This window comes from Qipengyuania sp. BR81-2, assembly GCF_055693895.1.
This window is the reverse complement of record NZ_CM146344.1, coordinates 1,868,995-1,892,010: the sequence shown is the minus strand read 5'-3', so window position 1 is coordinate 1,892,010 and position 23,016 is coordinate 1,868,995. Positions and strand designations below refer to the sequence as shown.

The 23,016-nt window shown below is 64.3% G+C and carries 25 protein-coding genes and 2 tRNA genes; 14 read left to right on the top strand and 13 right to left on the bottom strand.

What is annotated here, in order from left to right; genetic code table 11:
• Window position 1: 1 nt before the first annotated feature.
• Entirely contained in the window at window positions 2–979 is a 978-nt protein-coding gene (locus ACZ1G8_RS09535) for an asparaginase (RefSeq protein ID WP_472679187.1), read from the bottom strand.
• A gap of 71 nt (window positions 980–1,050) precedes the next feature.
• Here ACZ1G8_RS09535 and ACZ1G8_RS09530 point away from each other — a divergent pair.
• A tRNA-Val gene (locus ACZ1G8_RS09530) sits at window positions 1,051–1,126 on the top strand.
• 71 nt (window positions 1,127–1,197) lie between these two features.
• On the opposite strand, the gene ACZ1G8_RS09525 is transcribed toward ACZ1G8_RS09530, so the two are convergent.
• Both ACZ1G8_RS09525 and ACZ1G8_RS09520 read right to left on the bottom strand, forming a co-directional pair.
• The gene (locus ACZ1G8_RS09525; RefSeq protein WP_472679186.1) at window positions 1,198–1,974 is read right to left on the bottom strand and encodes a sulfite exporter TauE/SafE family protein; all 777 of its coding nucleotides are present in this window, start codon (window positions 1,972–1,974) and stop codon (window positions 1,198–1,200) included.
• Window positions 1,975–2,046: 72 nt separating this feature from the next.
• A complete protein-coding gene (locus ACZ1G8_RS09520) occupies window positions 2,047–2,595 on the bottom strand; it encodes a TlpA family protein disulfide reductase (RefSeq protein ID WP_472679185.1) in 549 nt (182 codons plus the stop codon).
• Between the two features lie 25 nt (window positions 2,596–2,620).
• Between ACZ1G8_RS09520 and argH the strand changes: the two genes are divergently transcribed.
• The 4 genes from argH (at window position 2,621) to ACZ1G8_RS09500 (ending at window position 6,345) form a co-directional block, all read left to right on the top strand.
• Window positions 2,621–3,994, top strand: coding sequence for an argininosuccinate lyase (argH, locus tag ACZ1G8_RS09515; protein ID WP_472681233.1), 1,374 nt, complete (start codon window positions 2,621–2,623; stop codon window positions 3,992–3,994).
• 3 nt (window positions 3,995–3,997) lie between these two features.
• Entirely contained in the window at window positions 3,998–4,234 is a 237-nt protein-coding gene (locus ACZ1G8_RS09510) for a hypothetical protein (protein ID WP_472679184.1), read from the top strand.
• A gap of 75 nt (window positions 4,235–4,309) precedes the next feature.
• Window positions 4,310–5,569 (top strand): diaminopimelate decarboxylase, encoded by a 1,260-nt coding sequence (gene lysA, locus ACZ1G8_RS09505; RefSeq protein WP_472679183.1) that lies wholly within the window; start codon window positions 4,310–4,312, stop codon window positions 5,567–5,569.
• A complete protein-coding gene (locus tag ACZ1G8_RS09500) occupies window positions 5,569–6,345 on the top strand; it encodes a precorrin-2 dehydrogenase/sirohydrochlorin ferrochelatase family protein (RefSeq protein WP_472679182.1) in 777 nt (258 codons plus the stop codon). Before lysA ends, ACZ1G8_RS09500 begins: the two co-directional genes overlap by 1 nt.
• Here the strand turns inward: ACZ1G8_RS09500 and ACZ1G8_RS09495 are convergent.
• Window positions 6,342–7,322, bottom strand: a complete 981-nt coding sequence (locus ACZ1G8_RS09495) for a MarR family transcriptional regulator (protein WP_472679181.1) — start codon at window positions 7,320–7,322, stop codon at window positions 6,342–6,344. The genes ACZ1G8_RS09500 and ACZ1G8_RS09495 overlap by 4 nt on opposite strands.
• Before the next feature lie 123 nt (window positions 7,323–7,445).
• On the opposite strand from ACZ1G8_RS09495, the gene ACZ1G8_RS09490 reads away from it, so the two are divergent.
• Both ACZ1G8_RS09490 and ACZ1G8_RS09485 read left to right on the top strand, forming a co-directional pair.
• Complete coding sequence (locus ACZ1G8_RS09490) at window positions 7,446–8,000, top strand: RNA polymerase sigma factor (protein WP_472679180.1); 555 nt, start codon at window positions 7,446–7,448, stop codon at window positions 7,998–8,000.
• Entirely contained in the window at window positions 7,997–8,365 is a 369-nt protein-coding gene (locus ACZ1G8_RS09485; RefSeq protein WP_221429057.1) for a DUF6768 family protein, read from the top strand. The genes ACZ1G8_RS09490 and ACZ1G8_RS09485 overlap by 4 nt, the downstream gene beginning before the upstream one ends.
• A gap of 8 nt (window positions 8,366–8,373) precedes the next feature.
• Here the strand turns inward: ACZ1G8_RS09485 and ACZ1G8_RS09480 are convergent, their stop codons facing one another.
• Window positions 8,374–9,663, bottom strand: a complete 1,290-nt coding sequence (locus tag ACZ1G8_RS09480; protein WP_472679179.1) for an adenylosuccinate synthase — start codon at window positions 9,661–9,663, stop codon at window positions 8,374–8,376.
• A gap of 124 nt (window positions 9,664–9,787) precedes the next feature.
• Between ACZ1G8_RS09480 and ACZ1G8_RS09475 the strand changes: the two genes are divergently transcribed.
• From ACZ1G8_RS09475 to ACZ1G8_RS09465, 3 genes are read left to right on the top strand one after another with little or no spacing between them, the layout of a single operon-like run.
• Window positions 9,788–10,606, top strand: coding sequence for an aldo/keto reductase (locus ACZ1G8_RS09475; RefSeq protein ID WP_472679178.1), 819 nt, complete (start codon window positions 9,788–9,790; stop codon window positions 10,604–10,606).
• Window positions 10,607–10,653: 47 nt separating this feature from the next.
• Entirely contained in the window at window positions 10,654–11,595 is a 942-nt protein-coding gene (trhO, locus tag ACZ1G8_RS09470) for an oxygen-dependent tRNA uridine(34) hydroxylase TrhO (protein WP_472679177.1), read from the top strand.
• Window positions 11,588–12,193 carry a glutathione S-transferase gene (locus ACZ1G8_RS09465; protein ID WP_472679176.1) on the top strand — a complete coding sequence of 202 codons (606 nt, stop codon included), beginning with the start codon at window positions 11,588–11,590 and terminating at the stop codon, window positions 12,191–12,193. Before trhO ends, ACZ1G8_RS09465 begins: the two co-directional genes overlap by 8 nt.
• On the opposite strand, the gene ACZ1G8_RS09460 is transcribed toward ACZ1G8_RS09465, so the two are convergent.
• The 3 genes from ACZ1G8_RS09460 to ACZ1G8_RS09450 all read right to left on the bottom strand — a co-directional run bounded on the left by ACZ1G8_RS09460 (window position 12,190) and on the right by ACZ1G8_RS09450 (window position 16,156).
• Complete coding sequence (locus tag ACZ1G8_RS09460; protein WP_472679175.1) at window positions 12,190–13,302, bottom strand: ATP phosphoribosyltransferase regulatory subunit; 1,113 nt, start codon at window positions 13,300–13,302, stop codon at window positions 12,190–12,192. The genes ACZ1G8_RS09465 and ACZ1G8_RS09460 overlap by 4 nt on opposite strands.
• Before the next feature lie 28 nt (window positions 13,303–13,330).
• Window positions 13,331–14,914 carry a phosphoglycerate dehydrogenase gene (gene serA / locus ACZ1G8_RS09455; protein WP_472679174.1) on the bottom strand — a complete coding sequence of 528 codons (1,584 nt, stop codon included), beginning with the start codon at window positions 14,912–14,914 and terminating at the stop codon, window positions 13,331–13,333.
• Between the two features lie 87 nt (window positions 14,915–15,001).
• A complete protein-coding gene (locus ACZ1G8_RS09450) occupies window positions 15,002–16,156 on the bottom strand; it encodes a phosphoserine transaminase (RefSeq protein WP_472679172.1) in 1,155 nt (384 codons plus the stop codon).
• A gap of 177 nt (window positions 16,157–16,333) precedes the next feature.
• Between ACZ1G8_RS09450 and ACZ1G8_RS09445 the strand changes: the two genes are divergently transcribed.
• The gene (locus tag ACZ1G8_RS09445) at window positions 16,334–17,506 is read left to right on the top strand and encodes a glycosyltransferase family 4 protein (protein WP_472679170.1); all 1,173 of its coding nucleotides are present in this window, start codon (window positions 16,334–16,336) and stop codon (window positions 17,504–17,506) included.
• Window position 17,507: 1 nt separating this feature from the next.
• Here ACZ1G8_RS09445 and ACZ1G8_RS09440 read toward each other — a convergent pair whose 3' ends face one another.
• The 3 genes from ACZ1G8_RS09440 to ACZ1G8_RS09430 all read right to left on the bottom strand — a co-directional run bounded on the left by ACZ1G8_RS09440 (window position 17,508) and on the right by ACZ1G8_RS09430 (window position 19,062).
• A complete protein-coding gene (locus ACZ1G8_RS09440; protein ID WP_472679169.1) occupies window positions 17,508–17,924 on the bottom strand; it encodes a hypothetical protein in 417 nt (138 codons plus the stop codon).
• Window positions 17,921–18,373, bottom strand: a complete 453-nt coding sequence (locus ACZ1G8_RS09435; RefSeq protein ID WP_472679168.1) for a hypothetical protein — start codon at window positions 18,371–18,373, stop codon at window positions 17,921–17,923. Before ACZ1G8_RS09435 ends, ACZ1G8_RS09440 begins: the two co-directional genes overlap by 4 nt.
• A gap of 74 nt (window positions 18,374–18,447) precedes the next feature.
• Window positions 18,448–19,062 (bottom strand): PadR family transcriptional regulator, encoded by a 615-nt coding sequence (locus tag ACZ1G8_RS09430; protein ID WP_472679167.1) that lies wholly within the window; start codon window positions 19,060–19,062, stop codon window positions 18,448–18,450.
• Window positions 19,063–19,184: 122 nt separating this feature from the next.
• Between ACZ1G8_RS09430 and ACZ1G8_RS09425 the strand changes: the two genes are divergently transcribed.
• Window positions 19,185–20,543, top strand: a complete 1,359-nt coding sequence (locus tag ACZ1G8_RS09425) for a replication-associated recombination protein A (RefSeq protein WP_472679166.1) — start codon at window positions 19,185–19,187, stop codon at window positions 20,541–20,543.
• Window positions 20,536–21,408, top strand: a complete 873-nt coding sequence (locus ACZ1G8_RS09420; RefSeq protein ID WP_472679165.1) for a hypothetical protein — start codon at window positions 20,536–20,538, stop codon at window positions 21,406–21,408. Before ACZ1G8_RS09425 ends, ACZ1G8_RS09420 begins: the two co-directional genes overlap by 8 nt.
• A 3-nt stretch (window positions 21,409–21,411) precedes the next feature.
• On the opposite strand, the gene ACZ1G8_RS09415 is transcribed toward ACZ1G8_RS09420, so the two are convergent.
• Both ACZ1G8_RS09415 and ACZ1G8_RS09410 read right to left on the bottom strand, forming a co-directional pair.
• Window positions 21,412–21,711 carry a TM2 domain-containing protein gene (locus ACZ1G8_RS09415; protein ID WP_244921173.1) on the bottom strand — a complete coding sequence of 100 codons (300 nt, stop codon included), beginning with the start codon at window positions 21,709–21,711 and terminating at the stop codon, window positions 21,412–21,414.
• A gap of 65 nt (window positions 21,712–21,776) precedes the next feature.
• Complete coding sequence (locus ACZ1G8_RS09410; protein WP_472679164.1) at window positions 21,777–22,718, bottom strand: glutaminase; 942 nt, start codon at window positions 22,716–22,718, stop codon at window positions 21,777–21,779.
• Between the two features lie 96 nt (window positions 22,719–22,814).
• Between ACZ1G8_RS09410 and ACZ1G8_RS09405 the strand changes: the two genes are divergently transcribed.
• Window positions 22,815–22,890 (top strand) — tRNA-Thr (locus tag ACZ1G8_RS09405).
• Window positions 22,891–23,016 lie beyond the last annotated feature (126 nt).

Below are 23,016 nucleotides of genomic sequence, written 5' to 3'. Positions count from 1 at the left end.
CCTAGCGGCCGTCGAAAGCCCTCTGGATGGCGGCGGGGTCGGTGATCCCGCCTGCCAGCAGCAATTGCAGCAGGATGCGCGCTTTCTGCGGGTTGAGGGCGCGCGAGGCGACGAAACCGTTCTCCGTGTCTTCGGGCTCTCGGTCGACAAGCCCTTCATCGGCGCGGCTGGCGCGCACCACGGGTAGTCCGCGTTTGGCCATGGCCACCAGGGCCTGACGCGCGCTTTCGGGCATGTTGCCCTCGCCCACACCCGCCACCACGATACCGCACGTGTTCTCGCCGACCTGCCGCTCGACACCTGCACCGTCGAACCCGGCATAGGCATAGACGATCACGACCTCGGGCAGCTTGTCGCTCCACTCGAATGTCGCAGAGCCGCCCTGCCGCCAGGGGGCGCCGAACCATTCGAGGCTGGCCGGTGTGACGAGACCGATCGACTCGCGCGGGAAGCCGCGGAAAGCCTCGGTCCCGCGTGTGCGGACCTTGCGCACATCGCGCGCGGCGAAGACGCGGTCGCCCATGACCACCAGCACGCCGCGGCCTGCCGCATCGGGGTCGCTTGCCACCCGCACGGCATTGGCGAAATTCCTGAGGCCGTCATAGCCCACCGCGTCGGCAGGACGCATGGCGCCCACCACGACCACGGGCTTTTCCGCCGGAAGCGTCAGGTCGAGGAGGAATGCGGTCTCTTCGAGAGTATCGGTGCCGTGAGTTACGATGATACCGTTGCAGGCCCCGTCTCCGAGCGCCTCTTCGATCGCGGGATGCAAATCGTTCCAGACCCCGGGGCCGATATCCGCCGAATCGATATTGGCGATCTGGCGCCCGGAAAGCTCCGCCTCGAGGCCGAGACCGCCGACTTTCTCGAGATATTCCTCGATACCGATCTCGCCCGCACGGTAGTCATGCGCGATTGCGGAGCCGGCAATGCCGGCGATGGTGCCTCCGGTGGCAAGGACTGTCAGCCTGGTCGTCATGCGATTGCGCGATAGCGACAATTGATTTTCGCGTCACGCACGCTATGTGGCGCTTCACCCGACACCGGTTGGGGCGCTTAGCTCAGTTGGTAGAGCATCTCGTTTACACCGAGAGGGTCGGCGGTTCGAGCCCGTCAGCGCCCACCAGTTTCGATTGGTCATAACCATCCGGGGATGGTTTTGCATCGAACTTTCCGAGCGAAAGCGAAGGGCACGCCTCACATCGCCATCCAGCTCTGCCACAGCATGTAGGCGGCAACGGCAAAGATCACGCCTGCGAAGATCTTGGTCAGCGCGCCCGTGCTCGACAGCTTCTGTGCTAGGCGCGTGCCCAGCAGGCTGCCGACAACACCGCCGGCGACGAAGACGCCCGCCAGCAGCCAGTCGACATAGCCGGAAAGCGCGTAATTGCCCGCGGTCGTGATACCGAAGGCGCTGACCGCGACGAGGCTGGTCCCGACCGCGTAGATCATCGGCATGCGTGTGGCGGCGATCAGGCCCGGTACGATCAGGAACCCGCCGCCGATGCCGAAAAAGCCCGACATCGCGCCTGCACCCAGTCCGTATCCACCCAGCTGCAGAGCATTCTCGCGGCCGAGAACGACGTCTGCATTGCTTTTGCGCCCCGTCTTCCGAAGCATCAGCGCGCCCACGACGATCATCAGGATCGCGAAGAGGAACAGCAGTTTCTGCCCGTCGAAATTCTTGCCCACCGTCGATCCCGCAAGCGCACCCAGCACGCCTGCCGCGGCGAAGAACAATCCGCAGCGCCATTTCACAGTCCCCTGCCTCGCGTGGTTCACGAGGCCCGCAAGCGCGTTGGCCGCCACTGCGAGCGCACTGGTTCCGATCGCGGTATGCGGATTGGGCACGCCCACGACATAGACCATGAGCGGCACGGCAAGGATCGAGCCTCCCCCGCCGATCAGGCCGAGGACAAAGCCGACCGCTCCTCCAGAGAGGGCGCCGGAAAGCCAATAGATCCAGTCAAACATATCGCGGCACACGCCTTATATTAGGTATTCCTGATATACGGGTTTGGAGCCGTTATGACAAGCTACGTGCGATCAGCCTCCCAGCGCCGCATCGATGGCGGCGCGTGCTTCTTCGCCGGACCAGTCGAGATCGCCCTGCACTCGCCAGATTTCCTGGCCGGATTCATCGTAGAGCACGGTCGTCGGCAACATCACGTCGCCGAGTGCGAAGCCGAGCTCGGCATCAGGATCGCGCCAGCTTTCGAGATAGGCGAAGTCGTTCTGCGCGAAGAACTCCGCGACTTTCTCCTCGCTGCCCATGTCTTGGCTCACCGTGACGACCCGCATGCGGCCATCGTAATCGGCTGCAAGCTCGTCGAGCAGCGGCATTTCCTTCACGCAGGGAGCGCACCAAGTGGCCCACAGGTTCACGAGCACCGGCTCGCCTTGCAGGGCCCCGAGGTTGAGCTGGCGTCCATCCAGATCGGTAACGTTGATCGCAGGCATCAGCTCGCCCGCCATCATTCGATCGAATTCGCCGATTGCCGCGGGTGAAGCACCGCTTTCTTGCGCCGCGTCGGGCGCGCTCCTATCGCAGGCGGCCAGCGACAATGCGAGAATGGACAGAAGCGTGAGCGACAAGCGGGACAATAAGGGCTCCAACAGCATGTGGGGCGGCAGGTTCGCCGAAGGACCTAGTGCGATCATGCGCGAAATCAACGCCTCAATCCCGTTCGACAAGGCGCTCTGGCGTGAAGACATCTCTGGCAGCCTCGCCCATGTAGCCATGCTGGCGAAGCAGGGGATCGTCAGCGTGGCCGACGCCGAGACAATCACAGAAGGCCTTACGCAGATCGCCGAGGAGTACGAGCGCGACGGCGTGCCCGAGGACTGGGACCTCGAGGACATTCACATGACAGTGGAAGCGCGGCTGACCGAAATTGTCGGCCCCGCAGCCGGTCGTCTCCACACCGCGCGCAGTCGCAACGACCAGGTCGCGACCGACTTTCGCATGTGGGTGAGGAGCGCGATGCAGCGCGCCGTCGCCGGGATCGATGCGCTGCTCGGCGCGCTGGTCGAGCGGGCGGAAGAGCATGCCGACAGCATCATGCCGGGCTTCACGCATCTCCAGACCGCGCAGCCGGTGACGCTGGGCCATCACCTGCTCGCCTATTTCGAAATGCTGATGCGCGACCGTTCGCGCTTTACCGATGCGCTGGCGCGAATGGACGAGTGCCCGCTGGGATCGGCCGCGCTGGCCGGCACCGGTTTCGACCTCGATCGAGAGATGACCGCCGAGGCGCTCGGCTTCGCAAGGCCGACGCGCAATAGCCTCGATGCCGTCTCGGACCGCGACTTCGCGCTCGATTATCTGATGGCGGCGAGCCAGTGTTCGCTCCACCTCAGCCGTCTGGCCGAGGAATTCATCATCTGGGCGAGCCAGCCCTTCGGCTTCGTCAAACTGCCCGACACGCTGTCTACCGGCAGTTCGATCATGCCGCAAAAGCGCAATCCCGACGCGGCCGAACTGGTGCGCGGCCACGCGGGCCGCGTGATCGGCTGCGCGACCAGCCTGATGGTCACGATGAAGGGCCTGCCGCTCGCCTATTCGAAGGACATGCAGGACGACAAGCCACCGGTGTTCGAGGCTGCCAGCCTGCTCGACCTGAGCCTTGCCGCGATGGCGGGAATGGTCGCCGACAGCCGTTTCGACACCGCCCGCATGCGGAAGGCTGCCGAAGCGGGGCACGCAACCGCGACCGATCTTGCCGACTGGCTGGTACGGCAGGCGGACATCCCGTTCCGCGAGGCGCATCACATCACCGGCGCGGCTGTGAAGCTGGCCGACGAGAAGGGCGTCGCCCTCGACGGCCTTTCGATCGAGGACCTCAAGGCGATCGATGCGCGGGTCGACGAGCGCGTCTTCGATGCGCTTTCGGTCGACGCCTCGGTTGCGGCGCGATCCTCTTATGGCGGGACCGCCCCGACCCGTGTAAGGGAGCAGGTCGAAGAGGCCCGCAAGCGGCTGGAGGACAAGTAGAATATGCGCATCGTCGCCGCCCTGACCCTTGCCGCGCTGCTCGGCGCATGCGGCCAGAAAGCCCAGCTCGAACCGGTCGCCGGCCAGGACCTGCCGCCCAAGCCCTTCGGCGCGGAAACGCAGCCCGATGCAGCCGACCTGCTCGCGCTCGACCCGCAGGCGGCACCTGATCGCAGCGTGGAATTGCGCACGCGCAGCGAGGAGCGCGAGGACGATCCTTTCGATCTTCCGCCCGAATAATCGCGAAGGCCTTTTTCAAGCCGAAAAGCACAGCTTGTTAGACTCTGCCCGCGCGTTTCGGCACAGGCAGCTTCCATGGACCATTTCCAGCTCCGCAATGGCGTTCTCTACGCCGAAGACGTGCCCATGCCGGTCATTGCCGAAGACGTCGGCACACCGGTCTACATTTATTCGCGCGCGACGCTCGTGCGCCATGCCCGCGTGTTCCGCGACGCGCTGTCGGGGCTGAAACACCCGCACATCGCCTTTGCCGTCAAAGCCAATCCCAACCTTGCCGTGCTGCGCGTGCTGGCAAACGAGGGTTACGGTGCCGATGTCGTCTCGGGCGGCGAGCTGACCCGCGCGCTCGCGGCAGGCATGAAACCCGAAGACCTCGTCTTCTCCGGCGTCGGCAAGACCCACGCCGAGCTGCAGCAAGGCCTCGAAGAAGGCATCGGCCAATTCAATATCGAGAGCGAGGAAGAAGGCTACGAGCTTGCCTCGATCGCCCGGCGGATGGGCAAGCGCGCAGCCTGCGCGCTGCGGGTCAATCCCGATGTCGATGCCCGCACGCACGAAAAGATCTCGACCGGCAAGCGTGAGAACAAGTTCGGCGTACCGCTCGACAAGGCGCAGGAAATCTACACCGCGCTTGCAGGCGAGGACGGCCTCGACATGCGCGGGATCGCGATCCACATCGGCAGCCAGCTGGGCGATCTCGAACCGCTCGAGACCGCGTTCGGCAAGGTCGGCGAACTGATCGCCGCCCTTCGCGCGGGAGGCTGCAAGGTCACCCATGCAGACCTCGGCGGCGGGCTCGGCGTCCCCTACAAGGCGGGCGAAGAGCTTCCGCAACCGGCCGAATACGGCGCCATGGTCGAGCGCGTCACGAAGGACTGGGACGTCACGCTGATGTTCGAACCCGGCCGCGTTATCGCGGGCAATGCGGGCGTGCTGCTCACCCGCGTTATCCGGGTAAAGCGCGGTATCGAACGGCCCTTCGTGGTGGTCGACGCCGCCATGAACGACCTCGCGCGGCCCGCGATGTACGGCGCCTGGCATGATTTCGAGGCGGTCGAACCGACGGGCAAAAAGACCATTTCCCATATCGTCGGACCGATCTGCGAAACGGGCGACACCTTCGCGATGGACCGCGAATGCGATGTCCTGACCGCCGGCGATCTGGCTGTTTTCCGCACTGCCGGTGCCTATGGCGCGACCATGGCGAGCAGCTACAACTCGCGCGGTTTCGTGGCCGAAGTGCTGGTCGACGGCGACAAATATGCCGTCGTCGCCGACCGGATTGCGGCGGGCGCGATCATGGATGCGGAGCGCGTGCCGGACTGGCTCGACTGATGCTCCACTCGCTTCCGCTCTTCCACCGTATCTCCGGCGTCCGCGTGGTCGTCGTGGGTTCGGGCGAGATGGCGGAAGCGAAGGCGCGCCTGGTCGAGCGCGCGGGCGGCATTCCCTGCGGCGAGACCGAAGCGCACCATGCGCGGCTGGCATTCGTCGCGCTAGAGGATCCGCGCGCTGCGGAAGCCGCGGCATTGCGGCTCAAGCGCGCTGGCCTCCTCGTCAATGTCGCCGACCGGCCGGAGCTGTGCGATTTCACCCTGCCGAGCGTCCTCGAACGCGGGCCGGTCCTCGTCGCGGTGAGCACAGGCGGCGCATCGGCGGGGCTCGCCAAGCACTTGAGGCTGCGGCTCGAGCGCCTGCTGCCCGATGGGCTCGGCAGGCTGGCAGAAGGCCTTGCCGCGGCGCGCGAGAAAATCCGCGCCCGCTTCCCCGATGGCGACAAGCGGCGCCGCGCCATCGATGCAGCGCTACAGGAAGGCGGCGCGCTCGATCCCTTCGCTGCAGGATCGGCAGACCGCGTGGACGACTGGCTTTCGGGCAATGACGGCGAGGTCGATGGCGGAACGCTCGAATTCACGCTCTCCAGCAATGACCCCGACGATCTCACCCTGCGTCAGGCACGCGCGCTGGGAACGGCCGATGTCGTCCTGCACGAGGAGAGCGTTGCCGAAGCCATCCTGATCCGCGCCCGCGCCGATGCGCAGCGGGTTGCCCTTCCCGCCGATACTTCGGCCATGGAAGGCAGGATCGTCATCCTGAAACTGGACAGTTAGAGCGCGGCCACCGGCTCCGCAGTGGGAGCGCCAATCGCCGCGAAATAGCCTGCCATCGCATCGGCAGTGCTGTCTGCAAGTGCGATATGCGCACGGCGGCGATCATGCGGATCTGGAATACGCACGAGGAGGTCGGCGGACACCATCTGCGCAATCCAGCGCAGAGCGGTGGTCGCCGGAACGCCCGCGGCGATACAAAGCGATGTCACGCAAACCCGCTGGCGCTCTGCCCGGGCGGCCGCGAGGTCGAGCAGGATGTCCCAGGCGGGATCGGCGAAAAGCTCCCCATCGAAGAACCTCGCGCGCGCCTGTCGTTGCGCAATCATCTGCCGGATATAGGCGGCTTCGGGCAGGCGCGGCTGCGCCCGTGTCTCGTCCACCACGACATATTCCTCGCCCTGCCCGCGCCATGCCTGGCTCGCCGCCTCGAGCCGGAACGCACCGCCACCTGCGCGCTGGCCGGGCGACAGCTGTTCCACCCGCTCGGCCATGCGGGCCACCTGCTCGGTGAGGCGCAGCAGCATGAGCCGGTCTTCCTCCGCCATTTCGCGCAGGCGCAAGTTGGGGACCTCTGCCAGTGCGCGCCCGATCGCGATCACGCGCTCGGCATGGCCTGCATCGACGAGGATCTGCGCACCCGACATGGCAAAGCAGCCGAAGACCGTATCGAGCGCGGCCATGCTGGTCGAAACCACCAGCTGCGCGCCCGACTTTCCGGCACGCATGTCGAGCCGTGAGAGGATCGCCATGGCTGCGCCATCGGCCTCCACGCAGTCGACCAGCACGAGATCGCCCAGCGACCCGCTCGATCCACTGGCAAATTCTTCGAGGCTGCAACAGTCGAGAACGCGATATCCGGCCAGCTCCGCATCTTCGCGCATCTGGGTGCGGACCGCATCGCGATCGGCAAGGATGGTGACAGCAAGCTGGCAACCGGCGCCATCGCGCACCGGCTCATAGGAAAAATCGGCCTGCATCGAATCGTTCTCCTGAGCTCGCGTGTGCGAACGTAGTGAGAACAAAACGGGACTCTGTCAAGAAATCGGGCCGGTTTCGATTTTCGATTGAACCTTTCCCCCTTCCCCTGCGACTACAGTGACATGACGGGGCAAGGCACACGGCAGCCGGAAACGGCACGACTGTTCGACGAGCTGCTGGTCGCCCATGTCCAGTCGGGTGACCGCCGCGCCTGCGACAGGCTCGTCCAGCGCTGGCAGCCGCGCTTGCTCAGGACCGCCCGCCGGCTCCTGCGCGACGAGGACCAGGCGCTGGTCGCGGTACAGGAGAGCTGGATTTCGATCCTGCGCGGCATCGGCGGATTGCGTGATCCTTCGCGCTTTGCGCCCTGGGCCTTCGGCATCCTGCGAAGGCGCTGTGCCGACGGGATCAGGCAGGTGCAGGCGCGCCGGACCCGCGAAGGCGAAATGCCCGAGGAAGTCGCTGCACCGCCATCTGCCGGCGATGCCGCCGCATTGCACCAGGCCTTTGCGGGCCTGCCGGAAGACCAGCGGTTCGCCGCTCAACTGTTCTTCGTCGAGGGCCTGACCCTCGCCGAGATTGCCGAGGTGCAGGAGGTGCCAGTGGGCACTGCCAAGACGCGCCTCTTTCATGCCCGCCGCAAGCTGAAGGCGGCGCTTACTGGAGACGAAAGATGACCAATATCGACGACACCATCCGGGGGGCGCTGGACGAGGACGACAAGGCTTTCCTCGCCTCGCTCGACGAGGACCGCGGCATGTTCCGCCAGATCGGGGACAGCATGTCCGGCCCGCTCGGCGGCTGGGCGAAGTTCAGCTTCGCGCTGGCGATCGCGATCGGGATCGGCCTCGCATACTGCTTCTACCGCGCCGTGACGGCTGATGCGCTGCAGCCGATGGTCGGCTGGGGCATGGCCACGCTCGGCCTGCTGATCATGCAGGGCTTCCTCAAGGAATGGATGTTCGCCCGCATGAATATGCTCACCGTGCTGCGCGAGGTGAAGCGCCTGCAGTTGCAGGTATCGATGCTGGAGAAGCGCTGAGGCGCGGATCAGTCCATGAAGGGATCGCGCATCAGGATCGTATCGTCACGCTCTGGGCTGGTGGAGACCAGCGACACGGGCGTTTCGATCAGTTCCTGGATACGTTGGACGTACTTCACCGCATTGGCCGGGAGGTCCGCGAAGCTGCGCGCTCCGGCGGTCGATTCCTTCCAGCCTTCCATCGTTTCGTAGATCGGCTCGACCGCTGCCTGGTCGGCGGCGTGGCTGGGGAAGTAATCGTAGACATTGTTGCGCAGGCGGTAGCCGGTGCAGATCTTCACCTCGTCGAGGCCGTCGAGCACATCGATCTTGGTGAGCGCGATGCCGGTCACGCCGCTGATCGAGCAGCTCTGGCGCACGATTACCGCGTCGAACCAGCCGACGCGGCGCTGGCGACCGGTGACGGTGCCGAACTCATGGCCGCGTTCGCCGAGGCGTTGGCCGATGTCATCTTCGAGTTCGGTCGGGAATGGCCCGCTGCCGACGCGGGTGGTGTAGGCCTTCACGATGCCCAGCACATAGCCGGTCGCATTGGGGCCGAGGCCGCTGCCCGAGGCAGCCGTGCCACTGACCGTGTTCGAGCTGGTGACGAACGGGTAGGTGCCGTGGTCGATATCGAGCAGCACGCCCTGCGCGCCTTCGAACAGGATCTTCGCGCCGGCCTTGCGAACCTTCTTGAGACGCTTCCACACCGGCTGCGCATACTGGAGCACGAAATCGGCAATGCCGCGCAGTTCCTCGAGCAGCGCCTCGCGGTCGACCGGCGGCTGGTCGAAACCGGCACGCAGCGCATCGTGGTGCGCGCAAAGGCGGTCGAGCTGCGGCTCGAGATGGTCGAGGTGCGCGAGGTCGCACACGCGGATCGCGCGGCGGCCGACCTTGTCCTCATAGGCAGGGCCGATGCCGCGACCGGTGGTGCCGATTTTGCCCGAACCGGCTGCCGTTTCGCGCAGGCCGTCGAGGTCGCGGTGGATGGGGAGGATCAGCGGGCAATTGTCGGCAACTGCAAGGTTATCTGCGGTAATCTTGACGCCCTGGCCTTCGAGCTTCTCGACCTCGGCCTTCAGCGCCCAAGGGTCGAGGACCACGCCGTTGCCGATGATCGACAGCGTGCCCGACACGATGCCCGAGGGCAGCAGCGAGAGCTTGTAGGTCGTCCCGTCGATGACGAGAGTATGGCCGGCATTGTGCCCGCCCTGGAAACGAACGACGGCATCGGCGCGGCTGGCAAGCCAGTCGACGATCTTGCCCTTGCCCTCATCGCCCCACTGGGCGCCGATTACGGTGACGTTGGCCATATTTCAAAGCTCGCAATGTCGGATGCTCAAACGCGCGCGGCACTAGGCGCATATGAGGCACGGGGCAAGGCGCAGGTGAGGAAACATCGGCTCTTTTCTCCATTGTCTGGGCAAAGGAGAACTTATGACCGACTATCCCACCCTTGAACTCAACGATGGCCGCCAGATCCCGCAGTTGGGCTTCGGCACTTGGCAGATGGAAGAAGAGGACGCACCCGAAGCGGTCGGGACCGCCATCGATGTGGGTTACTGGCTGGTCGATACTGCCGCGATCTACGGCAATGAGAGGGGCGTGGGCAAAGGCGTCGGCGATTGGTCGGACATCTTCCTCCAAACCAAGGTCTGGAACGACAGCCAGGGTTATGACCGCGCGCGGCGAGCAGCAGAGAAGTGCCTCGAGCGGCTGGGCCGAGGCCATGTCGACATGCTGCTGATCCACTGGCCTTGCCCGGACAAGGACCTGTTCGTCGACACGTGGAAGGCCTTCATCCAGCTGCGCGAAGACGGGTTGGCAAAGTCGATCGGCGTCTCGAATTTCCGCAAAGAGGACCTGCGCCGCATAATCGATGCCACCGGTGTCGTCCCGGCCCTCAACCAGATCGAACTCCACCCCAGCTTCCAGCAGCGCAAGATGCGCAAGCTACACGAGGAGCTCGGCATCGTGACGCAGAGCTGGTCGCCGCTAGGACAGGGCAAGGGCATGGACAACGAGGTGATCGAAGCGATCGCTTCGGAAACCGGCCAGCCCGAAACCGCCGTTATCCTGCGCTGGCACATCCAGCACGGGTTGTGTCCCATCCCCAAGGCATCGAGCCGCGATCATATCGAGGCGAATTTCAAGGCGCTGTCCTTCACTTTATCGGATGAGCAGATGGCCCGTATCGACGACCTCGACGATCCGGACGGGCGGATGGGTCCCGATCCGGCCGATTTCAACGGCTGACAAACGGGGATGCAGATGGCGCGCCGGAATGCTATCGGCGCGCCGTCATGTCCGAACAGCCTATCCGCATCGCTGCGCTTTACCATTTTACGCGCTTCGACGATCCTGCCGCGCTCAAGCCGGGCCTGTTGGCCTGCGCCGAGGCAAACGGCGTGCGCGGCACATTGCTGCTGGCGAACGAGGGCATCAACGGGACGATTGCGGGCAGCGATGAGGGCATCGAGGCGGTGCTCGAATACATTCGCGGCCTGCCCGGATGTGCCAAACTCGACTGGAAGGAATCCCGCGCAGCCGATATGCCCTTTCACCGCACCAAGGTCCGCCTGAAGCGCGAGATCGTGACCATGGGCCAGCCCGATCTCGACCCGGTGGATGGTGTCGGCACTTATGTCGATCCGCAGGACTGGAACGCGCTGATTTCGGACCCTGACACGATCCTGATCGACACGCGCAACGATTACGAAGTCGCCATCGGCACGTTCGAAGGTGCAATCGATCCGGAGACCAAAAGCTTCCGTGAATTCCCCGAGTGGTTCCGCGCCCGCCGCAAGGAATTCGAGGGCGAGGGACGCAAACCCAAGATCGCGATGTTCTGCACCGGCGGCATCCGCTGCGAGAAATCGACAGCCTTCGTGAAGTCGGAAGGACTAGACGAGGTCTATCACCTCAAGGGCGGCATCCTGAAGTATCTGGAAGAAGTGCCGCAGGAAGAAAGCCGCTGGGAAGGCGAATGCTTCGTCTTCGACGAGCGCGTCAGCGTGAAGCATGGCCTCGACGTCGGCACGCACAGCCTGTGCCGCGCCTGCCGCCGCCCACTGGCCGAGGAAGACCTGTCCCACGAGCACTTCGAGGAAGGCGTCTCCTGCCACCAGTGCCATGGCGAACGCACGGAGGAACAGCGCGCGCGTTATCGCGAGCGGCACCGGCAAGCCAGGCTCGCTGAAGCACGCGGCGAAGAGCATATCGGGCGAAAGGAAGAGGATGGCTGAGCCGGTCCTCTACAGCTTCCGCCGCTGCCCCTATGCCATGCGTGCACGCATGGCGCTTCGGGTCAGCGGAGCCGAATACGAGCACCGTGAAGTCGTTCTGCGCGACAAGCCGCCGCAGATGCTCGAAGTCTCGCCCAAGGGTACGGTGCCGGTGCTGGTGACCGAGGATGGCGCGGTGCTGGAAGAGAGCCTCGACATCATGCGTTGGGCTCTGGGGCAGAGCGATCCCGAAGGCTGGCTCGATCGCGACGACGCCGATCTGCTCGCGGCCAATGACGGTCCGTTCAAGCACCACCTCGACCGTTACAAATACTCGACGCGCTATGACGACGTCGATCCGGAGGAACATGGCAAGAAAGCGCTCGACCACCTGCGCAAGCTGGAAGAGCGCCTAGCGACCAGCACCTATCTGGGCGGCGAGAAGCGCGCGTTCGCCGATATCGCCATCTTTCCCTTCGTGCGCCAATTCGCAAATGCCGACCGCGAATGGTTCGACGCGCAGGAGCTGCCCAATGTCCAGCGCTGGCTGGGTGAACTCGTCAATTCGGAGCTCTTCACCGGCATCATGGCGAAGCACAACCAGTGGAAAGCTGATTAGAGAGCCTTGGGCTCGCCACCGTCGAGTACGTGGGTGCAACCCAGGGCGGAAGCGTCGTCATTCTGGCCGATAGCCGCAACCGTGCGCCAACCTTCGCTGCGTAGGCGTCTAGCCGCGTCAGTGTCGTGGCCGAGCGGCAGGAAGAGCGTGTCGCGTTGGCCTGAATTGGTCTGGCCGAGCGCCTCGAGCAGCGGCTCGATATAGAGCGAGAAGCCGGTCGCAGCCTCTTCGCTGCCCTTAATGGCATAGGTACCGCCCCGGCCCAGTGCGCCGCGCGCACCAGTGGCGTGGAGCGTGAAACCGAACCAGCTCTGGTATTCGAAACCGTGGCGCTCTGACGGGTCGAGGGTGAGGCGGGCGCGGTCACCTAGCGCAGCTGCAACCTTGCGCAGGCCTTCGATGCGTGATGCGAGCACTCCTCCTGCATCGATGTCTGCGAGCTTGCCAATCGCATCTTCGAATGGACCGGTCGCGTAAAGCAGCGGAAGATAGTCTTGCCCGCCGGCGGCGTTCAGCCCGCCAGCATCCTTCATGTCCAGCTCTCGCCGGACGGCATCGCGCTTCTCCGGAGCTAGCGGAAGCGCCTTGTCGGCGAGCGTGTCGACTAGGTCGGGAAGGGTGAAATCGACCGACAGACCCGTGACGCCTGCAGATTCGAGGGCGTCGAGCGCGACGGTCACCGCTTCGATTGCTGCAGTCACACTGTCGCTGCCGATCAGCTCTGCGCCAAGTTGAAGCCGTTCACGCGCAGGATCAAGCTGGTCGGCCTTGAGCGTCGTAACCTCGCCCGCATAGGCGAGGCGCAGGGGGCGCGGCGCATCGGCAAGGCTGGTCGCGGCAATGCGACCGACCTGCACGGTGATATCGCTGCGAAGCGCCAGCGTGCGCAGGCTTTCGGGATCGGTGAAGCGCACCATGCGGCGCGTCGCCACGCCTTCCATCCGCCCTGCTAGCGACGCTTCGAATTCCACCAACGGCGGACGCACCCGGTCGTAACCATGGCTGTCCATGGCATCGAGAACCTGGCGCATGGCGCGGGTGATCGCAGCGGCGCGCGCAGGCAGCGCGTCTTCGAGGCCGATGGGCAGGAGATCGTCGGGCTTGGTCATAGCGCGGGGTCCCCTGCCCTATCGCAGTTTAGAATGCCAGTGGCATTACGGTCTTCACGCCTTCGAGCGCGCAGGCCTTGTCGACGACCTCCTGCGGGATCGGCTGGTCTACACTCAGCAGAAGCACCGCTTCCCCGCCCGCTTCGCGGCGTCCGAGGTTGAAGGTGCCGATATTGATGCCGTTCTCGCCCAGCAGCGAACCAATGCGTCCGATGAAGCCCGGTGCGTCCTCGTTGACGATGTAGAGCATGTGCCCGTCAAGCTCGGCCTCGATGCGTACGCCGAAGATTTCGGTCAGGCGCGGAGCGTCTGCCCCGAAGAGCGTGCCGGCAACTGAACGGTCGCCGCTGTCGGTCCCCACGGTCACACGCAACAGCGTGTTGTAGGCACCTTCCTTCTCGTGACGGATCGAACGGATATCGAGGCCGCGCTCCTTCGCAAGGAAGGGTGCGTTGACCATGTTCACCGTGTCCGAATACTGGCGCATCAGTCCGGCAAGGACAGCACCCTCGATCGGCTTGCCCGAAAGCTGGGCGGCAGCACCTTCGCGCTCGATGCTGATCTTGGTGAGGTTGCCGTGCGCAAGCTGGCCGACGAGGCTGCCGAGGTTTTCTGCAAGGCCCATGTAGGGACGCAGCTTGGGCGCTTCTTCCGCGCTGAGCGAAGGCATGTTGAGCGCATTGGTGACGCCGCCGTTCACAAGGTAATCGGCGAGCTGTTCGGCAACCTGCAGCGCGACATTGACCTGCGCCTCATTGGTGCTCGCACCAAGGTGCGGTGTGCAGATGAAGTTGGGCTTACCGAACAGCGGGCTTTCCTTGGCCGGTTCGGTCTGGAAGACGTCCAGCGCCGCGCCTGCCACCTGTCCGCTGTCGAGCGCATCGGCCAGCGCCGCCTCGTCGATCAGGCCGCCGCGCGCGCAGTTGACGATGCGCACGCCCTTCTTGGTCTTGGCGAGGTTTTCGCGGCTGAGGATGTTGCGGGTTTCATCGGTCAGCGGCGTATGCAGCGTAATGAAGTCGGCACGGGCCAGCAGCGTGTCGAGATCGACCTTCTCGACACCGATTTCCAGCGCGCGTTCAGCGGTCAGGAACGGGTCAAAAGCGATGACCTTCATCTTCAGGCCTTGCGCACGGGCGGCGACGATCGAGCCGATATTGCCCGCGCCGATAAGGCCCAGCGTCTTGCCGGTGACTTCGACGCCCATGAAATCGTTCTTCGGCCATTCGCCTGCCTGTGTGCGGCGGTCGGCGGCCGGGATCTGGCGGGCCAGCGCCATGATCATCGCGATGGCGTGTTCGGCGGTGGTTATCGAGTTGCCGAAGGGCGTGTTCATCACCACGACGCCCTTGCTGCTGGCATAGGGAATATCGACATTGTCGACGCCGATACCGGCGCGGCCGATGACCTTGAGATTGGTCGCCGCGTCGAGGATTTCCTTGGTCACCTTGGTCGAGGACCGGATGGCGAGACCATCATACTCGCCGATCCGGGCTTTCAGCTCTTCAGGCGTTTCACCGGTGATGACATCGACGTCGCAGCCGCGCTCTTCAAAAATGCGCGCTGCGTTGGGGTCCATCTTGTCGCTGATGAGGACTTTGGGTTTGCTCATGACGGAATATTCCTGTCGTTTTCCCGGCGCATCGCCGGACAGTAATAGGGGGAAGGCGGCGGCCCGATCCGCGGGCCGCCAGCCGGATCAGCCGTTCTTGACCTGCTCGTAGGCCCACTCGATCCACGGCAGGAGACGCTTCAAATCTTCCTGCTCGACCGTGCCGCCGCACCAGATGCGAAGGCTCGGCGGGGCATCGCGATAGCCGTTGAAGTCGTAGCCCACGTCGCGCTCTTCGAGGAGCTTGACGATCTTCTTGGGAACGGCGGCCTGGTCTTCTGCCGACAGGCTTTCATACCAGTCGCCCTGAAAAACGAAGCATACGCCGGTGTTGGTGCGCTTGGCAGGGTCGGAGACCATGTTGCGCAGCCACGGCGTCGCCTCGATCCAGTCGAGGACGATCTTGGCGTTGGCATCGGCGCGTTCGAACATCGCCTTACGGCCGCCCATCGCCTGCGCCCATTCAAGCGCTTCGATGTAGTCTTCGGTCGCGAGCATCGAGGGCGTGTTGATCGTCGCGCCTTCGAAAATGCCGCGATTGATCTTGTCGCCCTTCTTGAGGCGGAAGAGCTTGGGCAGCGGCCATGCCGGATCGTATTCCTCGATACGGGCAACGGCCTTGGGGCTGAGGATCAGCATGCCGTGCTGGGCTTCCGAGCCCATCACCTTCTGCCAGCTGTAGGTCGTGGCATCGAGCTTCGCCCAGTCCATCTCCATCGCGAAGACAGCGCTGGTAGCGTCGTTGATGGTTACGCCTTCGCGGCCCGGGGCAAGCCAGTCGGTGTTCGGGATCTTCGCGCCCGAGGTCGTGCCGTTCCAGGTGAAGACGACGTCGTTGTCCTGCGGGATCGAGGCGAGGTCGGGAATTTCGCCATAGTCGGCGTCGAGCGTGGTCAGCTTGGGCAGCTTGAGCTGCTTGACCGCGTCCTGGATCCAGACATTGCCGAAGCTTTCCCACGCCGCGACGGTTGCCGGACGGTCGGGGCGCAGCATCGTCCACATCGCGCATTCCAGAGCGCCCGTATCTGAAGCTGGCATGATGCCGACAAGGTAATCCTCGGGCACGCCGAGCATCTCCTTCGACAGGTCGATGGCATATTTCAGCCGCGACTTGCCGAGGGCGCTGCGATGCGAGCGTCCGAGCGATTCGGTTTTCAGATTGGATGCAGACCAGCCCTTGTGTTTGGCGGTCGGCCCCGACGAGAAGAAGGGGCGCTCAGGCTTGAGCGTCGGTTCAGTCATGTATTCTCTCCTTGCAGAGAGCACGCGCGGCGTTGGGACCGCGTGGCCCGCTGGCGGCAATAAAGTTGCTTCTTCGGGAGTCAATGCGAAATAGGTATGCGCCTTGCGAAACTCCGGCTTCGGTAGATCAACCTACCCCTCGCCAAATTCGTTCCGAGACCCTAAAGGCCCATCCCGATGGATGTGACCGACCTACGCATCGCACTGTTCAGCGGGAACTATAACTATACCCGCGACGGCGCGAACCAGGCCCTCAACAGGCTGGCAGACTACCTGCTGCGGCAGGGTGCGGCGCTGCGCGTCTATTCGCCGGTAGTCGCCGAGCCCGACTTCGAGCCGACCGGAGATCTCGTGGACGTGCCCAATGTCCGGATGCCGGTGAAGGGCCGCGGCGAATATCGGCTCCCGCTCGGACTCAATGACGAAGCACGCCGCGACCTCGAGGATTTCATGCCCAACACGGTGCATGTCTCCTCACCCGATCCGACCGGCCATGCCGCGCTCAAATGGGCACGCAAGAAGGACATTCCGGTCCTCGCAAGCGTCCACACCCGCTTCGAGACCTATCCGCGCTACTACGGCCTGAGCTTCCTCGAGCCTGCCGTCGAAAGCCTGCTGCGGCGCTTCTACAATCGCTGCGACGCGCTGGTGGCACCGTCGCAAAGCCAGATCGACGAGCTTCGTGCGCAAAGCATGCACGAGGATATTTCGATCTGGTCGCGCGGCGTCGATCGCGAAGTCTTCGATCCCTCGCGCCGCGACATGGAATGGCGCCGCGCCAACGGGCTGGCGGACGACGATGTCGCGATCGTCTTCCTCGGCCGGCTGGTTATGGAAAAGGGCCTCGACGTCTTCTCGGACACGATCGTGGAACTGCGCAAGCGGCAGGTCCCACACAAGGTGCTGGTGATCGGTGACGGGCCCGCTCGCGGCTGGTTCGAAAAGGCCCTGCCCGGAGGTATCTTCGTCGGCTTCCAGACCGGCAAGGACCTCGGGCGCGCTCTCGCCAGCGGCGACATCTTCTTCAATCCCTCGATCACCGAGACCTTCGGCAACGTGACGCTCGAAGCGATGGCTTGCGGACTGCCCGTCGTGGCGGCAGGCGCAACAGGCGCGGCCAGCCTCGTTACGCATGGCGAGACGGGACAACTGGTCTCGCCGAGCAAGACCGATGCCTTCTCCAAGGGCTGCGCGGAGGCACTGGCGCCCTATTGCACCGACGATGCGCTGCGTCTCGCGCATGGCGCCGCGGGCGAAATGGCCGCGCGAGCCTACAGCTGGGATGCCATCAACCAGGCGGTCGTCGACACATACCTGCGCCTCCACGAAGCGCGCGAGAAGGTCGGCTAGCTCAGCCGAGTACCCCGCGTTTGCGCATGCTCCAGCTGTAGAAAAGCAGGGCAAGCGCCGCGCCCCAGATTGTCAGTCGCTGCACCTCGTCCACCGGTACGTTCCAGGTGATCTCGTAGAACGTTGTCCCGACGAGGCCGAGTAGCGAGACCACGAACACGGGCACGGCAAATCGGGATCGGGCCAGGAGCAGGAGCGAGCCTGCGAGGCCGCCCCATACGCCGAAAGCCCATGCCCCGTTCGACCAGGCCGGTGCAGCCTCGAGGGCGGCAACCATTTCCGGGGGTGCGGAAGCCAGGGTCTCGGGATCGCGGGTCATCGCCATCGTGTAGATGTAGCAACCGAAGCCGTTCCATAGCACGCCCAGCGCGCCGATCAGCCAGAGATGCCACGGGGTGTTCGCCCCTTCAGCACTCACTTCAGCACGCCTGCAGCCGTCATCCGCCGCGAGTACCACGCGAGCAGGATGATCGAGAGCCAGATGACAGCGGTGAAGATCCACATCATCGGCGAAGCGAGTTCGGCGGGCATTTCGGCGCCCATCGTGTAGATGGTCGTCCCGATCAGGCCGAGCAGCGAGATCACGAAGGCGTGGAAGGCGAAGCGGCTGCGGAACAGGATCAGGAGCGAACCTGCCAGCGCTCCCCACACACCGAAGGCCCAGAAGGCGTCCGCCCATGCGGGAAAGCCGGTGTAATATTCGACCAGCGTTTCGACCGGCACGCCTGCATTCTCTGCGCCCGTCGTCAGGTAGTCCATGTTCCGCGCCTGGGTCATGGTGTAATCATAGGCGCCGCCGGCGTTCCAGAGCGTCGCGACGATTCCGATCACCCACAGGTGCCACGGCGTCTTGGTAGCTGATTCCATGTGATTTCTCCCCTCTCGCGTCCCTCGGCCAGCAGACTAGCGCCAAGCGCGGGGGACGCAAGCGGGTGGGAAATCTACAGGCGTTCGATCTTCTTCGCGAGCTCGTCGACGAGATCGACGATTTCGCGGACGGTCTCGTCGTCGAGCTTGCCCGAACGCGCGCGGTTCTTGAGGACGGTGGCAAGGTTGCCGACGGCGCGGAACATCTCCGGCGTCGCATAGGCGCGGCGGTGTTCGCCATGGCCCGCAAGCCGTTCCATTAGACGCTCGACCTCTTCGGCGCGTTCCTCGAGCTCCTTGCGGCCCGCATCGGTGGCTTCGTAGGCCTTGCGGGTCTCGTCGCCCTTGGCGGGCGTGATCGCGCCCTCGTCCTCGAGCAGCGAAAGGGTCGGATAGACGGTGCCGGGGCTCGGCGCGTAACTGCCGCCGGTCAGGTCCTCGACCGCCTTTATCAGCTCGTAGCCGTGGCGCGGTTCATCTTCGAGCAGCTTGAGCAGTACGAGCCGCAGCTCGCCCGCGCCGAACATACGGCGACGGCGTCCGCCACCGCGCTTCCCGAATGGACCGCCCGGGCCGAAAGGGCCATCAGGACCGAAGGGACCGTCGGCGCCGAATGCATCGCTCCAGCCGCCCGCGACATGGACGTGGGGCCACATGCCCATCTTGCGCAATTTGCGCAGCTTTCTCATTTTCCGTGCGCTGTACATGATCTCTCCTAGCGACATCTTCGATATTGCTAAGATATATCTTAATGAACGCAGTGCAAGTCGCCACTGCAAATCCTCGGCGAACGTCCTATGTGAGCCGACCAATGACCGACCTTTTTCCCGACGACCTGCCCCAGCAGCCAAGAGGCGACGAACTGCGCGAGGATGCGCCGCTCGCCGACCGGCTGCGCCCTGCAACCCTCGACGAGGTGATGGGCCAGGACCACCTGACCGGGCCGGAAGGCGCGATCGGGCGCATGGTGGCGGCAGGCCGGCTCTCCAGCATGATCTTGTGGGGCCCGCCCGGCACCGGCAAGACGACGATTGCACGCCTGCTCGCCGACAGCGTCGGCATGCGTTTCGAGAGCGTGTCGGCGGTATTTTCCGGCGTAGCTGACCTGAAGAAGGCATTCGCTGCAGCCGACAAGGCCGCCGGGGCAGGACAACGCACACTTCTGTTCGTGGACGAGATCCACCGCTTCAACCGCGCGCAGCAGGACGGCTTCCTGCCCTTCGTCGAACGCGGCACGGTGACGCTGGTCGGCGCTACGACCGAAAACCCGAGCTTTGCGCTCAATGCCGCGCTCTTGAGCCGCGCGCAGGTGCTCATCCTCCAGCGGCTCGACCACGATGCGCTCGGCCAGTTGCTCGACCGGGCCGAGGACCTAGAAGGCCCTCTCCCCCTCACTTCCCAGGCCCGCGATGCGCTGGTGGCGAGCGCCGATGGCGACGGGCGCTTCCTGCTCAACCAGGCCGAAACGCTCTACAATGCGAAGATCGAAGAGCCGCTCGATCCGGCCGCGCTCGGCAGCTTCCTCCAGCGCCGCGTCGCCGTTTACGACAAGGACCGAGAGGGGCATTACAACCTCATCTCCGCCCTGCACAAAGCGGTGCGCGGCAGCGATGTGCAGGCGAGCCTCTATTACCTCGCGCGCATGCTCACTGCGGGCGAGGAGCCGCGTTTCCTTGCCCGGCGTCTCGTCCGCATGGCGGTCGAGGACATCGGCATGGCCGACCCGCAGGCGCTGGTGCAGTGCATGGCGGCCAAGGACGCCTACGAATTCCTAGGCAGCCCCGAGGGCGAGCTCGCGCTGGTGCAGGCCTGCACCTATCTCGCCACCGCACCCAAATCGAACGCGGTCTACAAGGCGCAGAAATCCTCTTTCAGATCGGCGAAGGAAACCGGCAGCCTGATGCCGCCGCAGAATATCCTCAACGCGCCGACCAAGCTGATGAAGGACATCGGCTACGGTGCGGGCTACAGCTACGACCACGACGCCGAAGACGGCTTCTCCGGCGACGATTACTGGCCCGAAGAAATGGAGCCGCAGAGCTATTACGAACCGGTCGAGCGGGGCTTCGAGCGCGAGGTAAAGAAGCGGCTCGACTATTGGGACAAGCTCAGGCGCGAGCGTGCCCCGCGCTCGGGCAACGAAGCGGAAGCGCAAGACAAGGATGCCTAGGTTTCGCCACTTCCTCGCGATCGACTGGTCGGGTGCGAAGGGTCCGCGACAAAAAGGCATCGCCATGGCGATCGCCCATGCAGACGGAGGCCCGCCGGTCCTCGTCGAGCACGATTGGTCGCGCGAGGATGTGCTAGGCGTCCTTCGCGACGAACTGCCCGATGACACGCTGGTCGGCGTCGATCTCGGCATTGCCCTCCCGCATGCCGATTGCGGCGACTATTTTCCCGGCTGGGCGGACACGCCCGTAGACGCTCCCGCGCTCTGGTCGCTGATTGACAGCATCGCCTCGGACGATCCCAATCTCGGTGCGAACAGCTTCGTCGCGCATCCGGACCTGCGCCCCTACTTCCGCGACGGCAGCGATACGGGCGCATACTTTTCCTGCGACGGCGCCGATCACGGGCGCGGACGCTTCCGCATCACCGAGCACGCGCAGGCGGAGATGGGCTGCAAACCCTATTCGAATTTCAATCTGGTGGGCGCAGCGCAGGTCGGCAAGTCGAGCCTCACCGGCATGCGCATGCTGCATCGCCTGCGCGGTCACCTGCCCGTCTGGCCGGTCGACGGCCTGCCATCGTCGGGCTCCGTCCTGGTGGAGATCTATACCACCCTCGCCGCGCGTGAGGCCGGACGAAGCGCCGCCAAGGCCAAGATGCGCAGCTACGAAGAGCTCAACACCGCGCTGGAAGTGCTGGAATCACCCCAAGTGCCGGCGCGCAGCACGGTGGACGACCATGCCACCGACGCGCTGCTGACCGCAGCATGGCTGCGCAAGGTCGCAAGCGAGCCGGAGCGCTGGTCGCCCCGGGACATGACGGAAGAAATCGCCCGCACCGAAGGATGGACCTTCGGCGCTCTCTAGCGATCAGTAGGAGTAGTGGCCGCCGCGTTCGAGACGCTCGATCAGCTTGCCGTTTTCCTGCTCGATGATCTGCGGGATCAGGAAGGCATCGACCAGCCACCAGATGCCAAGCACCGCCCAGCCGATGAACAGCGGCAGCCAGCCAAGCAGGCAAAGTAGGAGCTGCGCCACGCCGCTCGGAATACGGCCGAGATAGAACCGGTGCGCCCCAAAACCGCCGAGAAAGAACCACAGCAGGTACGAAACGCCCGTCGATTTCTTGCTCGATTCGAACTTCAACTGCGTACGAAGATTATCGTCCACTTCAACCCCCTAAAATAATTCGTCGGAAGCATAAGTGACAGCTAATTATTCACAAGTCATGAAATTCATATTTCAGGAAGTCTTCCACTAAAAACCGACCATCCGGTTCTTCGGGCAATAGATGCGAGCGCCTTCGCGCCGAGCAGGCTGGTCCCTGCACGATTGAGGCCCGGCGACCACACCGCGATGGCTGCCCTGCCCGGTACGCTGGCGAGGATACCTCCTCCGACACCCGACTTGCCGGGAAAGCCGACTTCGAAAGCAAACTGGCCCGAATTGTCGTAATGGCCGCACAGCAGCATGAGCGCGTTGATGCGCCGCGCCCTGCTCGCGCTGCACATGGCCTGGCCCGTAACCGGATCGGTTCCGTCGAAGGCGAGGAACAGCGCGCTTTCTGCCAGCTGCCGGCAACTCATCGCGAGAGCGCATTGCCGGAAATACACCGAGAGCACGTCCTCGACCGGGTTCAGGAGGCGACCGAAGTCAGCGAGAAACCAAGCGAGACTGCGATTGCGCGACCCTGTCTCGCTTTCGCTGCGGGCAACCTCGGGATCGAAGCTGATCTCTTCGTTGCGCCCCATCCTTCGGAGGCGCACAAGGAGGTCGTTCACTGCTTCGTCGGGCGATCTGTCTCCGATCAGGCGGTCGGTCGTCACAAGGGCACCCGAATTGATGAAAGGATTGCGCGGTATGCCCCTCTCGCGCTCGAGCTGGACGATCGAGTTGAACGCGTTTCCCGAAGGCTCGCGCCCGACAGCGTCCCACAGTGCAGCACCTTCGCGTTCGAGGGCCAGCGCCAGCGCGAAGACCTTGGAAATCGACTGGATGGAGAAGGCCTCGTCGGCATCACCGGCACAGAAGACCTCACCGTCACGCGTTGCGACCGCAATGCCGAACTTGTTCGGATCGACCTGCGCGAGAGCAGGGATATAGCTTGCCGGATTGCCGCAACCACGCTCGTCGGCGAGTTCGGCCCAGGTGTCGTCAACGATCGCTGATAGATCCATCGCGCCATGCGATAGGCCGCTAGCAAGATAGGTGCAATCATACTGGACGCAGGGCGAATTTTCGCCCAAAGGGCGCAGCCGCAAACGCGCCCGAGTGCCGGCTTAGCTCAGTTGGTAGAGCAGTTGATTTGTAATCATCAGGTCAGGGGTTCGACTCCTCTAGCCGGCACCACTTCCCCCAGCGCTCCCAGCCCTTCGATTTGCATCACGCCCGGCCAGTCTGCTGCATCGATGCATGACTTTTTTCGCCGGAGCGAGGCTGTCGAGAGCTGATCGAGCCATGAATCAGAACACCCTC

Bases quoted from the DNA above. Each gene is read 5' to 3' on its own strand.
- ACZ1G8_RS09495 (WP_472679181.1), bottom strand. From the start codon at position 7,322: ATGCAGGCCGATTTTTCCTATGAGCCGGTGCGCGATGGCGCCGGTTGC.
- ACZ1G8_RS09510 (WP_472679184.1), top strand. From the start codon at position 3,998: ATGCGCATCGTCGCCGCCCTGACCCTTGCCGCGCTGCTCGGCGCATGC.
- ACZ1G8_RS09410 (WP_472679164.1), bottom strand. From the start codon at position 22,718: ATGGATCTATCAGCGATCGTTGACGACACCTGGGCCGAACTCGCCGAC.
- lysA (WP_472679183.1), top strand. From the start codon at position 4,310: ATGGACCATTTCCAGCTCCGCAATGGCGTTCTCTACGCCGAAGACGTG.
- serA (WP_472679174.1), bottom strand. From the start codon at position 14,914: ATGAGCAAACCCAAAGTCCTCATCAGCGACAAGATGGACCCCAACGCA.
- ACZ1G8_RS09500 (WP_472679182.1), top strand. From the start codon at position 5,569: ATGCTCCACTCGCTTCCGCTCTTCCACCGTATCTCCGGCGTCCGCGTG.
- ACZ1G8_RS09430 (WP_472679167.1), bottom strand. From the start codon at position 19,062: ATGAGAAAGCTGCGCAAATTGCGCAAGATGGGCATGTGGCCCCACGTC.
- ACZ1G8_RS09460 (WP_472679175.1), bottom strand. From the start codon at position 13,302: ATGACCAAGCCCGACGATCTCCTGCCCATCGGCCTCGAAGACGCGCTG.
- ACZ1G8_RS09490 (WP_472679180.1), top strand. From the start codon at position 7,446: ATGACGGGGCAAGGCACACGGCAGCCGGAAACGGCACGACTGTTCGAC.
- ACZ1G8_RS09475 (WP_472679178.1), top strand. From the start codon at position 9,788: ATGACCGACTATCCCACCCTTGAACTCAACGATGGCCGCCAGATCCCG.
- ACZ1G8_RS09480 (WP_472679179.1), bottom strand. From the start codon at position 9,663: ATGGCCAACGTCACCGTAATCGGCGCCCAGTGGGGCGATGAGGGCAAG.
- ACZ1G8_RS09535 (WP_472679187.1), bottom strand. From the start codon at position 979: ATGACGACCAGGCTGACAGTCCTTGCCACCGGAGGCACCATCGCCGGC.
- ACZ1G8_RS09435 (WP_472679168.1), bottom strand. From the start codon at position 18,373: ATGGAATCAGCTACCAAGACGCCGTGGCACCTGTGGGTGATCGGAATC.
- ACZ1G8_RS09485 (WP_221429057.1), top strand. From the start codon at position 7,997: ATGACCAATATCGACGACACCATCCGGGGGGCGCTGGACGAGGACGAC.
- ACZ1G8_RS09445 (WP_472679170.1), top strand. From the start codon at position 16,334: ATGGATGTGACCGACCTACGCATCGCACTGTTCAGCGGGAACTATAAC.
- ACZ1G8_RS09465 (WP_472679176.1), top strand. From the start codon at position 11,588: ATGGCTGAGCCGGTCCTCTACAGCTTCCGCCGCTGCCCCTATGCCATG.
- ACZ1G8_RS09450 (WP_472679172.1), bottom strand. From the start codon at position 16,156: ATGACTGAACCGACGCTCAAGCCTGAGCGCCCCTTCTTCTCGTCGGGG.
- ACZ1G8_RS09525 (WP_472679186.1), bottom strand. From the start codon at position 1,974: ATGTTTGACTGGATCTATTGGCTTTCCGGCGCCCTCTCTGGAGGAGCG.
- ACZ1G8_RS09425 (WP_472679166.1), top strand. From the start codon at position 19,185: ATGACCGACCTTTTTCCCGACGACCTGCCCCAGCAGCCAAGAGGCGAC.
- argH (WP_472681233.1), top strand. From the start codon at position 2,621: ATGTGGGGCGGCAGGTTCGCCGAAGGACCTAGTGCGATCATGCGCGAA.
- trhO (WP_472679177.1), top strand. From the start codon at position 10,654: ATGTCCGAACAGCCTATCCGCATCGCTGCGCTTTACCATTTTACGCGC.
- ACZ1G8_RS09420 (WP_472679165.1), top strand. From the start codon at position 20,536: ATGCCTAGGTTTCGCCACTTCCTCGCGATCGACTGGTCGGGTGCGAAG.